Origin of the sequence: Paracoccus sp. MC1862 (genome assembly GCF_016617715.1) — a bacterium.
Lineage (GTDB): Bacteria > Pseudomonadota > Alphaproteobacteria > Rhodobacterales > Rhodobacteraceae > Paracoccus.
In genome coordinates this window covers 450,678-467,949 of the sequence record NZ_CP067225.1, presented here as the reverse complement: position 1 = coordinate 467,949, position 17,272 = coordinate 450,678, and the positions used below count along the sequence as shown (strand labels likewise).

At 67.9% G+C, this 17,272-nt stretch carries 11 protein-coding genes; 8 read left to right on the top strand and 3 right to left on the bottom strand.

What is annotated here, in order from left to right:
- Positions 1-49 precede the first annotated feature (49 nt).
- The gene (locus JGR78_RS02345; protein ID WP_234450825.1) at positions 50-1,222 is read left to right on the top strand and encodes an FAD-binding oxidoreductase; all 1,173 of its coding nucleotides are present in this window, start codon (positions 50-52) and stop codon (positions 1,220-1,222) included.
- Between the two features lie 169 nt (positions 1,223-1,391).
- Complete coding sequence (locus JGR78_RS02340; protein ID WP_182791417.1) at positions 1,392-1,991, top strand: d(CMP) kinase; 600 nt, start codon at positions 1,392-1,394, stop codon at positions 1,989-1,991.
- Between the two features lie 169 nt (positions 1,992-2,160).
- Here JGR78_RS02340 and JGR78_RS02335 read toward each other — a convergent pair whose 3' ends face one another.
- Positions 2,161-2,622 carry a GatB/YqeY domain-containing protein gene (locus tag JGR78_RS02335; RefSeq protein ID WP_182803948.1) on the bottom strand — a complete coding sequence of 154 codons (462 nt, stop codon included), beginning with the start codon at positions 2,620-2,622 and terminating at the stop codon, positions 2,161-2,163.
- A 115-nt stretch (positions 2,623-2,737) separates the two neighbouring features.
- On the opposite strand from JGR78_RS02335, the gene carA reads away from it, so the two are divergent.
- Together carA and JGR78_RS02325 are read left to right on the top strand one after the other, a co-directional pair.
- Positions 2,738-3,889: a glutamine-hydrolyzing carbamoyl-phosphate synthase small subunit gene (gene carA, locus JGR78_RS02330; RefSeq protein ID WP_182791419.1), complete on the top strand. Its 1,152-nt coding sequence runs from the start codon at positions 2,738-2,740 to the stop codon at positions 3,887-3,889.
- 68 nt (positions 3,890-3,957) lie between these two features.
- The gene (locus tag JGR78_RS02325; protein WP_234450824.1) at positions 3,958-6,018 is read left to right on the top strand and encodes a glycosyltransferase family 2 protein; all 2,061 of its coding nucleotides are present in this window, start codon (positions 3,958-3,960) and stop codon (positions 6,016-6,018) included.
- Between the two features lie 41 nt (positions 6,019-6,059).
- Here the strand turns inward: JGR78_RS02325 and JGR78_RS02320 are convergent, their stop codons facing one another.
- Positions 6,060-8,921, bottom strand: a complete 2,862-nt coding sequence (locus JGR78_RS02320; RefSeq protein WP_182791420.1) for a bifunctional [glutamine synthetase] adenylyltransferase/[glutamine synthetase]-adenylyl-L-tyrosine phosphorylase — start codon at positions 8,919-8,921, stop codon at positions 6,060-6,062.
- 311 nt (positions 8,922-9,232) lie between these two features.
- Between JGR78_RS02320 and JGR78_RS02315 the strand changes: the two genes are divergently transcribed.
- From JGR78_RS02315 to ilvN, 3 genes are all read left to right on the top strand, one after another.
- Positions 9,233-10,051, top strand: coding sequence for an arginyltransferase (locus JGR78_RS02315; RefSeq protein ID WP_182791421.1), 819 nt, complete (start codon positions 9,233-9,235; stop codon positions 10,049-10,051).
- 155 nt (positions 10,052-10,206) lie between these two features.
- Complete coding sequence (locus JGR78_RS02310; RefSeq protein ID WP_182791422.1) at positions 10,207-11,970, top strand: acetolactate synthase 3 large subunit; 1,764 nt, start codon at positions 10,207-10,209, stop codon at positions 11,968-11,970.
- 10 nt (positions 11,971-11,980) lie between these two features.
- Positions 11,981-12,553: an acetolactate synthase small subunit gene (gene ilvN / locus JGR78_RS02305; protein ID WP_182791423.1), complete on the top strand. Its 573-nt coding sequence runs from the start codon at positions 11,981-11,983 to the stop codon at positions 12,551-12,553.
- A 95-nt stretch (positions 12,554-12,648) separates the two neighbouring features.
- Here ilvN and JGR78_RS02300 read toward each other — a convergent pair whose 3' ends face one another.
- Positions 12,649-16,062, bottom strand: a complete 3,414-nt coding sequence (locus tag JGR78_RS02300; RefSeq protein ID WP_182803946.1) for an indolepyruvate ferredoxin oxidoreductase family protein — start codon at positions 16,060-16,062, stop codon at positions 12,649-12,651.
- Positions 16,063-16,201: 139 nt separating this feature from the next.
- On the opposite strand from JGR78_RS02300, the gene JGR78_RS02295 reads away from it, so the two are divergent.
- Entirely contained in the window at positions 16,202-17,098 is an 897-nt protein-coding gene (locus tag JGR78_RS02295) for a LysR family transcriptional regulator (RefSeq protein ID WP_182804012.1), read from the top strand.
- The last annotated feature ends 174 nt before the right edge of the window (positions 17,099-17,272 follow it).

Below are 17,272 nucleotides of genomic sequence, written 5' to 3'. Positions count from 1 at the left end.
GTGGCCTTGGGCAAAACCTGCGGCGGAGTTGCAAGGCAGGGGCAGGATCGTGACCGAAGTTCTGATTGCGGGCGGCGCGGTGATGGGCGCCTCGGTCGCTTTCTGGCTGACCCGGCTGGACCCCGGCATCCGCGTGACCGTGGTGGAACCCGACCCCAGCTACGCCACCAGTTCCACTGCGCTGTCGGCGGCAGGCATCCGTTCGCAGTTCACCAACGAGGTGAATGTCGCGATCAGCCGCTTCGGGATCGAGTTCATCCGCGACTTCGCGCGCTGGACCGGGCCTGCGGGCGAGATCCCCGACCTCGGGCTGCGCGAGAACGGCTACCTGTTCCTGACCGGCACCGAGACGGGCGCGGTCCAGCTTGAAAACCTTGCCGCCATGCAGCGCGGGCTTGGGGCCTCGACCGAGGTGCTGGACCGGGTGGGGCTGGCGGCACGCTTTCCATGGATGCAGCTTGACGACATCGTGGCGGGCGCTTTCGGGCCGCGGGACGAGGGCTTCTTCGACAACATGGGCCTGCTGTCGGGAATGAAGAACGCCGCGCGGGCGGCTGGCGCGGCCTGGCTGACCGACCGCGTGCTGCGGTTCCAGCGTAATGGCGACCGCATCCTTGCGGCGGAACTGGAAAAGGGCGGGCGGCGGCAGGCCGATGTCTTCGTGAACTGCGCGGGGCCGCGGGCTGCGGGACTGATGCGGTCGATGGGCCTCGACCTGCCGGTCGAGCCGCGCAAGCGCACGATCTTCGTGGTCGATGCGCCCGCCGCCCGACACCCGGATGCGCCGCTGGTCATCGACCCCTCGGGCATCTGGATGCGCCCCGAGCATGGCCAGTGGCTGGCGGCCACGGTTCCCGCGACCGACGGCCCCTGCGACGAGGACGACTTCGTGCCCCAGTCGGAACTGTGGGAGGATCACGTCTGGCCCGCCCTTTACGCCCGCGCCGAGGGCTTCGGCGCCGCCCGGGTGATCCGTGAATGGGCCGGGCATTATGCCTTCAACACGCTGGACCAGAACGCGATTATCGGCCGCAACCCGCAGGTGCCCAATCTCTACCACGCAAACGGCTTCTCGGGCCACGGGCTGCAGCAGGCCCCCGCCGTGGGCCGGGGCATTGCCGAGCAGATCGTACATGGCGATTGGGTGACGCTGGACCTCTCGCCCCTGGGTGTGCAGCGGGTGCTGGACGGCCAGCCCTTTGCCGAGGCGGCGATCGTCTGATCGCGCCCGCCGCATCCCCTGCCCTGCCCCCAAAGCTTTTTCCTTGCGGGCCTGTCCCAAGGGAACGCGCCGCTTCCAGCGACGGAAAGGCACGGCCCGAGCTGCCGGCCCCCGCTTTCCTGACGCGCCCGCCTGTGGCAAGAGGCCCCGACCCCGAAGGAGAGACGCCATGCCATTCACTATCGCCATCGACGGGCCGGCCGCTTCCGGCAAGGGCACCATCGCGCGGGCGCTGGCGGAACGATTCGGCTTCCTGCATCTGGACACCGGCCTGCTTTATCGCGCCGTGGGTGCGCTGGGGGGCGAACCCGTCCACGCCGCCAAGGGCCTGACCCCCGAGGACCTGCTTCGCCCCGGGTTGCGCAGCGCCGAGGCGGGACAGGCCGCCTCTCGCGTCGCCGCGATCCCCGAGGTCCGCGCCGCCCTTGTCGATTTCCAGCGCCGCTTTGCCGCGCAGGAGCCCGGCGCGGTGCTGGACGGGCGCGACATCGGCACGGTGATCTGCCCCGGCGCTCAGGTGAAGCTGTATGTCGTGGCCGCGGACGAGACCCGCGCCGCGCGCCGCGCGGCAGAGCTTGGCGTCGATCCGGCCGAGATGCTGATGCAACTGCGCGAACGCGACGCCCGCGACGCGGCCCGCGACACCGCCCCCCTGCGCGCTGCACCGGACGCGGTTATGCTGGACACGACCGAACTGAGCATCGACCAAGCCGTCGCGCGGGCCGTTGCACTGGTCGAGGAGCGCCTGTCAGTTCAACCGGCAACGTAGCCTGCGCGCCAAGGCACCGTCTCACTGGTCCGACAGCCTGCAGGTTGCCTGCTGGGCACGCACCCTGCCGTCCGGCGGAGGTTGGATACCTGCTTCCCCCTAGTTTTTCTTCGCTCAAATATCCCCGGGATTGTCGTATACGACGATGGGGGCAGCGCCGCCGGCCTCATCACCCCATCAGCCGCGCCTTGACCAACGCGCCGGCCGCGCCAAAGTCCATCTGCCCGGCATGGCGTTCCCGCAGGGCACCCATGACGCGGCCCATGTCCCGCACGCCGGTCGCGTCCAGGTCCGCGATGACCGAGGCGATCCCCGCCTCGACCTCATCGGCCGACAACTGGCGCGGCAGGAATTCCTGGATGATGCCGATCTCGGCCTGTTCGCGCTCGGCCAGTTCCAGCCGGCCGCCCTCCTCGTAGGCCCGGGCCGATTCCTGCCGCTGCTTGACCATCCGCGACAGCAGCGCGACCACGTCATCCTCGGTCAGTGCGCCCTTGCCGTCCTCGCCCCGCTGGGCGATCTCGCGGTCCTTGATCGCCGCCCCGATCAGCCGCAGGGTGGACAGCCGCAACTGGTCGCGGGCCTTCATCGCCTCTTTCGTCGCGGTCTGAATACGCTCGCGCAGGTCCATGTCATGCCTCTCCTTGATTCCCGTCACGCTTGCCCCCGTGCCACCCGCCGGTCAAGCAGCCTTGACCCCAGCGGCCGCTTCCCCTAGCTCTCGCCCGATTTTCCGGGGGTTCGAGATGGAACAGAAACCGACCGCGTGCCTGGCCTTGGCAGACGGGACGATCTTCTATGGCCGAGGCTTCGGTGCGACGGGCGAGGTGGTGGCCGAGCTGGTCTTCAACACCGCCATGACCGGCTATCAGGAGATCATGACCGACCCCAGCTATGCAGCTCAGGTCGTGACCTTCACCTTCCCCCATATCGGCAACACCGGCGTGACGCCGGAAGATGACGAATCCGCCGATCCGGTCGCCGCCGGCATCGTGGTCAAATGGGACCCGACCGAGCCCTCGAACTGGCGCGCGGCCTCGGATCTGGCCCAATGGATGGAACGGCGCGGCCGCATCGGGATCGGCGGGGTGGACACCCGCCGCCTGACCCGCGCGATCCGTCAGCAGGGAGCGCCGCATGTGGTGCTGGCCCATGACCCCGAGGGGCGCTTCGACATTGAGGCGATGGTCGCCCGCGCCCGCGGATGGTCGGGCCTCGTCGGCATGGACCTCGCGCGCGAGGTCAGCACCGCCCAGAGCTATCGCTGGGACGAGGGGATGTGGCGCTGGCCCGGCAGCTTCGGGACCGGGCGCCCCGGAAAGCCGCTGCGCGTCGTGGCGCTGGATTACGGCGCCAAGCGGAACCTCCTGCGCTCGCTGGCCGAATCCGGGGCAGACGTGACCGTCCTGCCCGCCACCGCCACCGCCGAGGAGGTGCTGGCCCATGACCCCGAGGGCGTGTTCCTGTCGAACGGCCCCGGCGACCCGGCGGCGACCGGGGAATATGCGGTGCCGATGATCCAGAAGCTGCTGGAACGCGACCTGCCGATCTTCGGCATCTGCCTCGGCCACCAGATGCTGGCGCTGGCGCTGGGGGCGAAGACCGTCAAGATGAGCCACGGCCACCATGGCGCGAACCATCCCGTGCGCGACAAGGAAAGCGGCAAGGTCGAGATCACCTCGATGAACCACGGCTTCGCGGTGGACGCCCAGACCCTGCCCGAGGGCGTGATCGAGACGCATGTCAGCCTGTTCGACGGGTCCAACTGCGGGCTGAAGCTGGACGGCCGCCCGGTCTTCTCGGTCCAGTATCATCCCGAGGCGAGCCCCGGACCGCAGGACAGCGCCCATCTGTTTGAACGTTTCGCCGAAGCCATGCGCGAGCGGCGGCAGGGCTGAGGCTTTGTTAACGGCAACTTAAGCATTCCGGGTGATCAGGGAGGCGATCCTGCCGCCCCGAGGTGCCTGTGTCCGTTACGCCGATTCGCCGCCAGCAGCCCGGACCCGCCGATCCGGCGGAGCGCGCGCAGGGGCCGCTCTGGCCACGCGCCGCCCGCCCCGACGACCGGCCGAGCGCTGGGACCGGCAAGCCTGCCGATCGGACGCTGGGGCAGATCCTGCTGGACGATGGCGCCGTCGATCCGGGCAATCTGCTGCAGGCCGTGATGCTGCAGCGCCCGGAAGCCGCGCGGCTCAGCGAGATTCTTCTGGCACGCGGCTGGGTCACGCCGCAGGCGCTGACGCTTGCCTTGTCGAAGCAGTGGCGGACCTCGGCCATCGACCTTGCCGCCCTGCCGCCCGACGCGCGCCTGATTGACCGGGCGGGTGCCGACTGGTGCCTGGCGCAGGGCGTGGTGCCATGGCGGCGGACAGGCGGCGTCACCTTCGTCGCCGCCGCATGGCCCGAGAGGTTCGAAAGCATCCGCGGGCGGCTGGAATCGCGGCTCGGCCCGGTGCGGATGCTGCTGGGAACCGGGCAGGACTGCACCGAGGCGCTGCTGGCCGCCCGCCGCACCGCGCTGATCCGGCAGGCCGAGACCTGCGTTCCGCCGGAACTGAGCTGCCGCACCCGCAACGAGGCCCGGCTGGGGCGCATCCTGCTGGTGCTGATGGGCGCGCTGACGCTGGGGCTGTGGCTTGCGCCGGTGATGGTGCTGGCGCTGGTCAGCCTGGTCGCCATTGCCACCCTTGTGGCGACGACGGCGCTGAAGGCGCTGGCCTTCCGCGCGACCCTGCGCGGTCTGCGCGAGGCCGATCCGGTGGATGGGGCCGGGATCGAGTGGAAGTGGCCGGTGATCTCGGTCATGGTGCCGATGTTCCGCGAGGAGAACATCGCTGACCGCCTCATCGGCCGCCTCGCCCGGCTGACCTACCCGCGCGAACTGACCGACATCCTGCTGGTGGTCGAGGAAACCGACTCCGTCACCCGCAACGCGCTGTCGGGGGTGAAACTGCCGTTCTGGATGCGCGTCGTGACCGTTCCCGACGGGCCGATCCGCACCAAGCCGCGGGCGCTGAACTATGCCCTGAACTTCTGCCGGGGCGAGATCATCGGCGTCTGGGATGCCGAGGACCGGCCCGAGCCGGACCAGTTGCAGAAGGTCGCCCGCCAGCTGCATTTCGCCCCGCCCGCCGTCGCCTGCGTGCAGGGGGCGCTGGATTTCTACAACCCGCGCACCAACTGGCTCGCGCGCTGCTTCACGCTGGAATATTCGGCCTGGTTCCGGGGCGTGCTGCCGGGGATCGCGCAGATGGGGCTGGTGGTGCCGCTGGGCGGAACGACCTTCTTTATCCGCCGCGCGGCGCTGGATCATGCGGGCGGCTGGGACGGCTGGAACGTCACCGAGGACGCGGATCTCGGCGTCCGCCTGGCGCGGCTCGGCTATCGGACAGAGATGGTCGCCACGACCACGCATGAAGAGGCGAACTGCCGGCCTGTCCCTTGGGTCAAGCAGCGCTCGCGCTGGCTCAAGGGCTTTGCGATGACCTGGGGCGTGCATATGCGATCCCCGGGGCGGCTGGTGCGCGAGATCGGGTTCTGGCCCGCCATCGGCTTTCACCTGCAGATGTTCGCCACCGTCCAGCAGTTCCTTCTGGCGCCCGTGCTGTGGAGCTTCTGGCTGCTGACGCTTGGCTATGGCCACCCGCTTGGACCCTTGGTCGAGGGTTGGTTGGGCACTGTCGTGATCGCAAGTTTTCTTCTGTCCGAGGCGCTGAACGCGGTCGTGGCGATCTGGGCCGTGCGCCGGACCCATCCGGGGCTGATGCCCTGGGCACCGACGTTGTATTTCTATTTTCCGCTGGCTTGCCTCGCGGCATGGAAGGCGGCCTATGAGATCGTCGCCAAGCCGTTCTACTGGGACAAGACCACGCACGGGGTCTTCGACCATGCGGCCGATGACTTGGATGGCACGGCGGAGGTGGCGCCGGACGGGTCACTGGTGCCGATCCTTGGCGCGGTCACGGACCAGCCCGGCCCGGCATCTTCTGCTGCCGCCTCGATCCGCATCACCGGCGTGATCGGGTGAGGCCGGACGGACAGGATCGGCCAAGGGCCGGTTTCCGGCCGTCAGCCCTCGCCCTCGGCGCCGGACAGGGCGTCGATGATCCGTCCCGCCGCATCCACATGAGCGTCCAGCCGCGTGGAAAGCTCGTCAAGCGTCCGGCAACCCGTTTCGCGCAGCAGGAAATCCTGCCCGCCCCGGCCAAGGGCCTCCATGTCCAGCGGGCGCTCGGTCAGCAGGCGGCCCGCGCAATGCAGCCGCCACAGGAAGCGGTGCGCCTGCGCCAGCGCGTCGGCATCCTCGGCGCCGATCAGCCCCGCCTTGCGGCCCGCCCGCAACTGCATGGCCGCGCCGCGGGAGGCCGAGGCGGCACGCAGAGCCAGGGACTGCGCGAACAGTTCGATGTCCTGCAGCCGGCCGCGGCCGATCTTGGCTTCCCACCGCCCATCCGGGGCCTTGGCGGCGAAGATGCGCTGCCGCATGGCAAGAAGATCCGGCAGCACCCGCGGATCGCTGCCCCGCGCCGCAAGGATCTCAAGCCGCAGGGCCTCCAGCCGGACTGCGAGCGGGCGCGTGTCCGAGGCGCCCGGCTCGTCCGCCCCCTGCCCCGCAAGGGCGCCGGAGGTCACGGCAACCACCCTCGCCCGCGTCAGGGCCAGATGCTCCCATGTCCAGGCCTCGTGCATCTGATAGCCGCGGAACGAATCAAGCCCTGTCGCGACCGGTCCCTGCCGCCCCGAGGGACGCAGGCGCATGTCCACCTCATAAAGCCGCCCGGCTGCGGTGGGCGCGGTCACGGCCGTCAGAAGCGCTTGGGTCAGCCGGGCATAATAGGGCCGTGTCGCCAAGGGCTTCGGCCCCTTGGAACCTTCGGCGTCCGCCGCGTCGTAGATCACGATCAGGTCGAGGTCCGAGGCGGCATTGAGCTGCCGCGCCCCCAGCGAGCCCATACCCAGCACCGCCGCCCCGTGGCCCGGGGGCGGCCCGTGCCTGCGCGCGAACTCGGCCGCGACCAGCGGCGACAGCGCCGCCAGCGCGGCATCGGCGATGTCGGCGTAATGCTGGCCTGCCTCCTCGGCCTCGATCAGCCCGCGCAGATGATGGACGCCGATGCGGAACTGCCATTCATGCGCCCAGCGCCGCGCCGCATCCAGGGCGCGCTCGTATCCGCCCTCGGGCGCGGCCATCGTGCGGTCGAGCGTCTCGGACAGCATCGACCGCAGCGACCCCGCGCCGGGCCACGGCGCGAAGAAGCTGCCCGCGATCACCGCGTCCAGCACCTCGGGGTGGCGGGCGAGATGAGCCGCGAGCCCCGGCGAGGTCGCGCAGATGTCGCCCAGAAGATCGATCAGCGAGGGATTCGATTCGAACATCGAGAAAAGCTGCACCCCGGCGGGAAGCCCCCGCAAGAAGCTGTCAAAGCGGCCCAGCGCCTCGTCGGGCCGCCCGGCGCGGAAAAGGCTCGTCAGCACGCGCGGCTCGATCCGGGCGAAGACCTGCCGGGCGCGGGCGGATCGCAGGGCGGGATAGCTTTGCCAGCCATCGACCAGCGCCGCCTGATCGTAGCCGAGGTCGGGCCGGGCGTCGCCGGTCCCGCCCGGCTGGAAGAAGTCGCCCGCAAGTTCCTCGACGCGCTGCAGGCGCTGTTCCAGCCGAGCGCACCAGGCATCCGTGTTGGATGCGCCGCACAGGTGAACGACCGGCGCGACCCCTTCAGGCATCGCGGGCACCGCATGGGTCTGGGCGTCATTGACCATCTGGATGCGATGCTCGATCTCGCGGTGCTCGCGGTAATGCGCGGCAAGCTCGGCGGCGACCTCGGGCGGAATCCATTCCTTTTCAGCCAGCGCCACCAAAGCATCGACCGTGCGGCGCGCGCGCAGGTCGGGGTCGCGCCCGCCCGCGATCAGTTGGCGGGTCTGGGCGAAGAACTCGATCTCGCGGATGCCGCCGCGGCCAAGTTTGAGATCGTGCCCGGCGGCGCGAATGCCACCGTGCAGGCCCTTGTGGTCGCGGATGCGGCGGCGCATCTCGTGCGTGTCCTCGACGGTGGCGAAATCGAGATGCCGCCGCCAGACAAAGGGACGCAGCGCATCCAGGAACCGCTGCCCGGCGGCCAGATCGCCCGCGCAGGGCCGGGCCTTGATAAAGGCGGCGCGTTCCCAACTGCGGCCCTCAGCCTCGTAATAGGTCAGGGCGGCGGTGGCCGAGATGCAGACCGGCGTCACCGATGCGTCGGGCCGCAGCCGCAGGTCGGTGCGGAAGACATAACCATGCGCGGTCAGGTCGGACAGGGTGGCGGCGGCCTTGCGGGTGGCGCGGATCAGCGCCGCGCGGACCTCGTGCTGGTCATTGGCCGCATAGGCGGCATCGTCGTAAAGGACGATCAGGTCGATGTCCGAGGAATAGTTCAGCTCGCGCGCGCCCATCTTGCCCATCGCCAGCGCGAAGATCCCCGCCACCTCGGGCGCGGCATCGGCCAGCGGGGGGGGCAGCTTGCCCCGTCGCGTCTCGTCGGCGACATGGGCGCGCAGGGCAAGGTCGGTCGCGGCGTCGGCAAGATCGGTCAGCGCGCCGGTCACCTCGTCCAGCGTCCATACCCCGCCCAGATCGGCCAGTGCCGCATAAAGCGCGACCCGCCGCTTGGCCTGCCGCAGCGCCGGGTCAAGCTGGGCCGGAGGCAGCGCATCGAAGCCCGCGGTTTCGGCCACCACCAGCGCGTCAGGGGCCGGGTCGCGGGCCAGTGCCTCGGAAAGCCAAGGCGCCTCACGCTCGATCAGCCCCGCCAGATAGGGGCTGGATCCGGCCGCACCGCAGAGAAGGCCGGTGAGCTTGGGGTCGTTCGTGGACAGATGCGCGGCGGTAGCCTTGCCGCGCGCGTGGTCGGTCGGAAGCGGAAGGCGGGTGATGCGCCGGGCGAAACTCATGCCCCGACCCTAGAGCGGCGGGGGCCATCGTCAATGCGGCAAGCGGCGCTGGCAGTTGTGCAGGACCGGCGATCCGACCGCCGTGCAGCCGCGCTTGCCCTCATCCTGCGAAGGCGACTGGAAATCCGCGCGCAAACCCATATGTCGTGGCGTATGATCGTGACGGGTTGCGCTTGGCGCGCCCGGTTTCTGTTGCTACCGTCCTTCCATTCCAGGTCCTTCGCGAAGATCCGGCTGCCGCGCATGCTTTCCTTCCCCGTCCGCCATCCCGGCCTTGCGAATGACCCGGCCCAGAACCGGCGGGGCGGGTGATGCGGCACACCCCTTCCAGTGCGCCGCAGTTCTATGTCACGGCCCCGCAGCCCTGCCCCTACCTGCACGGTCGGGCCGAGCGGAAGCTGTTCACGGCGCTCACAGGCGACCGCGCGCGCGAGTTGAACAACGCCCTGTCGCGCCAAGGCTTCCGGCGATCGCAGAATGTCGTCTACCGGCCCAGTTGCGAAAGCTGCGTGGCCTGCATGTCGGCGCGCATCCGGGTCCGCGACTTCCAGCCCAGCCGCAGCCAAGGCCGGGTGCTGAAGCGCAACAAGGGGCTTGCGCGCCTCGGCACAAGCGCCTGGGCGACCGAAGAACAGTTCGAGCTGTTCCGCCGCTATCTCGACCACCGCCATGCGGACGGCGGCATGGCCGACATGGACATTTTCGAGTTCGCCGCGATGATCGAGGAAACGCCGGTCCGCACCCGCGTCTTCGAATATCGCGACGCCGGAAGCAGTCCGGCCGAGGCCCCCTTGTCGGCGGTCTGCCTGACCGACATCCTCGATGACGGCCTCAGCCTCGTCTACAGCTTCTACGACCCGATGCGCGTGGCCGACAGTCTCGGCTCGTTCATGATCCTCGATCATGTCGCGATGGCGCGCGAGGCCGGGCTACCCTACGTCTACCTGGGCTACTGGGTGCCGGGCAGCCGCAAGATGGCTTACAAGGCCGGGTTCAGCGCGCTGGAGATCCACAAGGGCGGCGTCTGGCAGGACATCGGCCGCCCCGAGGATCACGAGGGCGAGACGCATCCGCTGTCGATCGACCCCATCGTGGAACAGGTCGCCCGGATTCACCTGCCGCAGGAATGACATCCAAAGGCAACGAAAGATTATTTCGTTTTCCCATGATCGGCAGACATTTTTCTTTGCGGCCATTGACGCTTGCTGCGGTGCCATCTAGCTTGCGGCGGCGCAGCAGAGCAGTCTGCCCTGCCGCAGGTTTTCCGCGAACAAGGGGGTCGGAAATGTCCCGAAGCATGACGGGTGCAAGAATGGTGGTCGAGGCGCTGAGGGATCAGGGCGTCGATACCGTATTCGGCTATCCCGGCGGCGCGGTCCTTCCGATCTATGACGAGATTTTCCAGCAGAACGACATCAAGCACATCCTCGTCCGCCATGAACAGGGCGCCGTCCACATGGCCGAGGGCTATGCGCGCTCCACCGGCAAGCCCGGCGTGGTGCTGGTGACCTCGGGTCCCGGCGCGACCAACGCGGTGACGGGGCTGACCGACGCGCTGATGGATTCGATCCCGCTTGTGGTGCTGTCGGGGCAGGTTCCGACCTTCATGATCGGCACCGATGGGTTCCAGGAGGCCGATACGGTCGGCATCACCCGTCCCTGCACCAAGCACAACTGGCTGGTGAAGGACACCGACAGCCTAGCCGGGACGCTGCACCGCGCCTTCCACGTGGCGACCTCGGGTCGGCCGGGGCCGGTGCTGATCGACATCCCCAAGGACGTGCAGTTCGCGACCGGCACCTATGTCGGCCCGAAGCAGATCGAGCCCGCGCGCTATCAGCCGCCCCGCAAGGGCGACATCGGGGCGATCACCCGGCTGGCCGAACTGATCGAGCGCGCCGAGCGGCCGATCTTCTACACCGGCGGCGGCGTCATCAACTCGGGTCCTGCAGCGAGCCAGTTGCTGACGGAACTGGTGGATGCGACGGGTTTCCCCGTCACCTCGACGCTGATGGGCCTGGGGGCCTATCCGGCCAGCGGGAAAAGCTGGCTGGGAATGCTGGGGATGCACGGCCTTTACGAGGCCAACATGGCCATGCACGGCTGTGACCTGATGATCAACCTCGGCGCCCGCTTCGACGACCGGATCACCGGGCGGATCGCGGATTTCTCGCCCGGCTCGGTCAAGGTTCATGTCGATATCGACCCCAGCAGCATCAACAAGGTCATCCGCGTGGACCTGCCCATCATCGGCGACGTGGGCCATGTGCTGGAAGACCTGCTGAAGATCTGGAAGTCGCGCGGCCGCAAGACCAACCCCGCCGTGCAGCAGTGGTGGGCGCAGATCGAGCAATGGCGGGCCAAGGACTGCCTGAGCTATCGCAACTCCGACAGCCTCATCAAGCCGCAATACGCGATGCAGCGGCTTGATGCGCTGACCAGGGACCACGACCGCTACATCACCACCGAGGTCGGCCAGCACCAGATGTGGGCGGCGCAATACCTGAACTTCGAGGGGCCGAACCGCTGGATGACAAGCGGAGGGCTGGGGACCATGGGCTATGGCCTGCCCGCGTCCATCGGCGTGCAGGTGGCGCATCCCGATGCGCTGGTCATCAACGTCGCGGGCGATGCAAGCTGGCTGATGAACATGCAGGAAATGGGGACGGCCATCCAGTTCCGCGCGCCCGTCAAGCAGTTCATCCTGAACAACGAGCGCCTTGGCATGGTGCGCCAGTGGCAGCAGCTTCTGCATGGCGAGCGCTACAGCCAGTCCTGGAGCGAGAGCCTGCCCGATTTCGTGAAGCTGGCCGAGGCCTTCGGCTGCAAGGGCCGGCAGGTCAGCGATCCGGCGGATCTGGACGACGCGATCCGCGAGATGATCGACTATGACGGGCCTTTCATCCTGGACGTGCTGGTGGAAAAGCACGAGAACTGCTTCCCGATGATCCCCTCGGGCAAGCCGCATAACGAGATGCTGCTGGGCGACCAGGAGGCGGCCGAAGACATCGGCACCGCCATCCAGTCCGACGGCGCGGTTCTGGTGTAAGGGGGCGATCATGTCGGCACTGAAACTTGAACGCGGCGCATCCAGCCATTCCGCCTATGACCTGCGCGACTACCATGCGGCAGGCGAGGAACGGCACACGCTCGCAATCATCGTGGACAACGAGGCGGGGGCGCTTGCCCGCGTGATCGGTCTGTTCTCGGGGCGCGGCTACAACATCGACAGCCTGACCGTGGCCGAGGTGGATCATACCGGCCACCGGTCCCGCATCACGCTGGTCACGCGGGGCACGCCAGAGGTGATCGAGCAGATCAAGGCGCAGCTTGGCCGCATCGTGCCCGTGCATGAGGTCCACGACCTGACCGTCGAGGGGCCTTCGGTCGAGCGCGAGCTGGGCCTGTTCAAGGTGATCGGCGGCGGCGAGAAGCGGGTCGAGGCGCTGAGAATAAGCGACATCTTCCGCGCGAAAGTGGTTGATTCGACATTGGAAAGCTTCGTTTTCGAGATTACCGGCACGTCTGAGAAGCTCGATGCCTTTGCCGAACTGATGCGCCCGCTGGGACTGGCCGAGGTGGCCCGCACCGGCGTCGCCGCCCTCTCGCGCGGAAGGCAGGCCGCCGTCTGAAATCAGGAAACCGGAGGCCGCGAAGCCCCCGGTTTTCTTCTTCGGTCAAATATCCCCGCCAGAGGCAGGCCGAGCCGCAAGGCCCGGCCTTCACTTCACTCGGCCGCGATCCGCATCTCGGGCAGCGACGGCCAGCCCCCGGCGCGGAAGGCCGCCAGCAACTCGTCCCGCCGCACCTGCGCCTTTTCGGCCGCCGCGTCCTTGATGAAGCCATAGCCGCGGATCTGCTGTGGCAGGGCGGCGAGTTCACGGGCGATCTCGATCGTCGCGGGCGTCACCTTGGGCAGCACCTCGGCCATGTCCTGCTCATACTGACGGGCGAGCGCGCGTTCATGGCGGCGTTCAGCCTGCCAGCCGAAGACGTCCAGCGGCGTGCCGCGCAAGCCGCGCAGCGAGGACAGCGTGCGGAACACCGGCAGCATCCACGCCCCGAACTCGCGCTTCTTTGGCCGCCCTTCCGGGTCCTTGCCGCCCATGAACGGCGGCGCCATGTGGAAGGTCAGCTTGGTGTCGCCCTCGAAGGTCCGGGCCACGCCCTCGGTGGTGGTCAGGTGCAGGCGGGCGACCTCGTATTCGTCCTTGACCGCCAGCAGGCGATAGAAGCTTTCAGCCACCGTTTCGCGCAGTTCGGGAGGTGCCATGTCCACCAGCTTGAGGAAGCGGCGCTTGAGCTTCGGTCCCTGATAGCCGACCAGCCGGTTCGCCCGATAGGCGACGGGATCGAAGCGTTCCACGTTGACGGGCGCAGGCGCGGCCTGTTCCGGGTGAAGGATCGCCCAGCGGCCGATGTGGAAGGCGCGCTTGTTTTCCTCGGCCTTGGCGCCGTTCAGGTCGATGGCGCGCAGGATCGCTTCCTCGGACAGCGGGATCAGCCCCTGCTGCCAGGCCGCCCCGGTGATGAGCATGTTCGAATAGATCGAATCGCCCAGGTACCGCTCGGCCAGCTTCGAGGCGTCGAGGAAGAATACCTTCTCACCCAGACGCGCCTGCAGCGACATCTTCAGCCGGTCGGCGGGCACGCGGAAGTCGCGGACGCGGGTGAACTCGCCGGTGATGATCTCGTGCTCGTTGACCACGGCGCCGGTGCGGGTGCCGGTCATCAGGCCGATGGTCTTGGCCCCCGCCGTGACCACAAGGTCGCCGCCGATGATGGCGTCGGCCTCGCCCACCGCGACGCGGATGGCGCTGATGTCGGCGGGATCGTTCGCCAGCCGCAGGTGGATGTGGACCGCGCCGCCCTTCTGGGCGAGGCCCGCCATCTCCATCATCCCCGCGCCCTTGCCGTCAAGCTGCGCGGCCTGCGCCAGCACCGCGCCGATGGTCACGACGCCGGTGCCGCCCACGCCGGTGATGACAAGGTTGTGGGTGCCATTGATCGCCGGCAGCGCAGGCGCGGGCAGGTCCGGCAGATGCAGCGCCTCGGCTGCGGGCTTCCTCAGCTTGCCGCCCGAAACGCTGACGAAGCTGGGGCAGAAGCCTTTGACGCAGCTGTAATCCTTGTTGCAGGACGACTGGTCGATGGCGCGCTTGCGGCCCAGCTTGGTGTCGAAGGGCACGACCGAGACGCAGTTCGACTGCACCGAGCAGTCGCCGCAGGCCTCGCAGACCTCGGGGTTGATCCAGACGCGGCGGTCGGGATCGGCGAACTTGCCCTTCTTGCGGCGGCGGCGCTTTTCGGCGGCGCAGGTCTGGACATAGACCATGGCCGTGACGCCGGGCTGCTGCGACAGTTCCCGCTGCACCTCCATCAGGTTCGCGCGTTCCTCGAAACGCAGTCCCTTGGGGAACAGGTCGCGGTCGATTTCCTCTTTCTCGTCGTAGACCAGCACCACGGGCACGTCGATCGCCTGCAACTCGCGCACGATCTGGGGGGCGGTCAGTTCGCCCTCGTTCGGCTGGCCGCCGGTCATGGCGACGGCGTCGTTGAACAGGATCTTGTAGGTGATGTTGGTGCCCGCCGCCTTCGCGGCGCGGATCGCAAGGCTGCCGGAATGGTTGTAGGTTCCGTCGCCGAGGTTCTGGAACACATGGGGGCGCTGGGAAAACGGCGCCTCGCCAATCCAGTTCGCGCCCTCGCCGCCCATCTGGGTGAAGCCGGTGGTTTCCCGGTCCATCCATTGCACCATGTAGTGGCAGCCGATCCCCGCATAGGCGCGGCTGCCCTCGGGCACCTTGGTCGAACTGTTGTGCGGGCAACCCGAGCAGAACCACGGCGTCCGCGTGGCGACCTCGGGGGCGTTGTCGTTGCGGCGCGTCTCGGCCAGCTTCGACAGCATGGCTTCCAGCCGGTCGGTGCGACGGCCTTCCTCGATCAGGATGTCGCCCAGCCGCTGCGCGATCAGCACCGGGTCCAGGGCATAGCGGGTCGGGAACAGCTCCAGCCTGCGCCCGTGTTCCCAGGTGTCGCCCTTGTGCCAGCCATAGACGCGGCGGCCGCGGCGGTCGTCGAAGATCGCCTCCTTGACCTGCACCTCGATCAGCTTGCGCTTTTCCTCGACCACGATGATGAGGTCCAGCCCCTCGGCCCATTCGTGGAAGCTGGTCATGTCCAAGGGCCAGGTCTGCCCGATCTTGTAGGTGGTGATGCCCAGCCGTTCCGCCTCGGCCTGATCCAGCCCCAGCAGCGACAGGGCATGGACCACGTCGAGCCAGTTCTTTCCGGCGGCGCAGATGCCGATCTTCGCGCCGGGCTTGCCCCAGACGCGGCGGTCGATGCGGTTCGCGCGGGCGAAGGCCTCGGCTGCGAAACGCTTGTAGTCGATCATCCGCGCTTCCTGCGCCACCGGCGTGTCGCCCAAGCGGATGTTCAGCCCACCTTCGGGCATGGCGAAGTCGTCGGGGGTCACGAAGCTCATGCGGAAGGGGTCGCCATCCACGACGCTTGTCGCCTCGACCGTGTCCTTCATGGTCTTGAGGCCGGTCCAGACGCCCGCGAAGCGGCTCAGCGCCCAGCCGTAAAGGCCGAAGTCCAGGATCTCCTGCACGCCCGCGGGCGACAGGACGGGGATATAGGCGTCCACCATCGCCCAGTCGGACTGGTGCAGCACGGTCGATGATTCGCCGGTGTGGTCGTCCCCCATCGCCATGACGACGCCGCCATGTTTCGACGAGCCCGCCATGTTGCCATGCCGCATCACGTCGCCGGAACGGTCCACGCCCGGACCCTTGCCATACCACAGCGCGAAGACGCCGTCGTATTTGCCCTCGCCACGCAGTTCCGCCTGCTGACTGCCCCAGATCGCGGTCGCGGCCAGATCCTCGTTCAGCCCGGGCTGGAACAGGATGTCCGCAGGCTCCAGCAGCTTCCTCGACCGCATCATCTGCAGGTCCACCCCGCCCAGCGGAGAGCCGCGATAGCCCGTCACCAGACCCGCCGTGTTCAGTCCGGCAGCCTTGTCGCGCGCCGCCTGCATCAGCATCAGCCGCACCAGTGCCTGCGTGCCGTTCAGCAGCACATGGCGCTTGGTCAGGTCGAAGCGGTCGGCAAGGGTGATGTCCTGGATGCTCATCGTGCTTCCTCTCAAAGCTGGACGGCTGGACGCCAATATAGGTCAGTTACGTTGACCGATAAAGACCTTTGTTCTTCCCCGCCTTGCGTCTATCAGTTGCGCAGAACGCATGGCAGGGATGCACCAAGGTATGAACCCGTTGGACTGGGACAAGCTGCGCATCTTCCATGCCGTTGCAGAAGCGGGCAGCCTGACCCATGCGGGCGACGTTCTGCACCTGTCCCAGTCGGCGGTCAGTCGGCAGATCCGCGCGCTTGAGGAGGGGCTTGGCACAACCCTGTTCCACCGCCATGCCCGCGGGCTGATCCTGACCGAACAGGGCGAGATGCTGTTCGACGCCACCAAGGCCATGAACCGCAAGCTCGACACCACCGCCGCCCGCATCCGCGACAGCGAGGAACATGTCTTCGGCGAGCTGAAGGTGACGACCACCACCGGCTTCGGCACGCTATGGCTGGTGCCGCGACTGGCCAAGCTCTACGAGCGCTATCCCGATCTCAAGATCGACCTGCTGCTGGAAGAACGGGTGCTGGACCTGCCGATGCGCGAGGCTGACGTGGCGATTCGGATGAAGGAACCCAGCCAGGCCGACCTGATCCGGCGGCGGCTGCTGAACATCCGCATGCGGCTTTACGCCTCGCCCGAATATGCCGAACGCATGGGCCTGCCGCAGAAGGTCGAGGAACTGGCAACGCACCGCCTGATCTGCCAGAATCCCACGACGCCGCAGGTCCATGCCGGGGCGGTTCTGGCACAGGGACTGCTGGCCCAGCACGGCAGCACCACGTTGCTGGTCAACAGCTACTTCGGCGTGCTGCAGGGAGTGCTGAGCCATGTGGGAATCGGCATCCTGCCGAACTACATGGAACACGAGATGCCGTATCTGGTCCGGGTCCTGCCCGATGTCGAATCAAGCGAGGTTCCGGTGTTCCTAGCTTTCCCCGAAGAGTTGCGCACCTCGCGCCGCGTTGCAGCATTCCGCGACTTCGTCCTTGAGGAGATTACCGCCATGCGCCGCAACCAGGAAGAAAGCTGAACATCAGCGAATTGTTGCCGTCATGCAACCTTCGCATGGCGGCATTGCCACAATTAAGCTTCGTTAATCTTGAAAACCCGGCAGTTTGGTCGCTAATTGGACAATGAAGGGACACAGGCTCGCCTGCCGTCGCTTCAACCTCCCTGTTGGACTTGGCCGGGCCTCGTGCCCGGC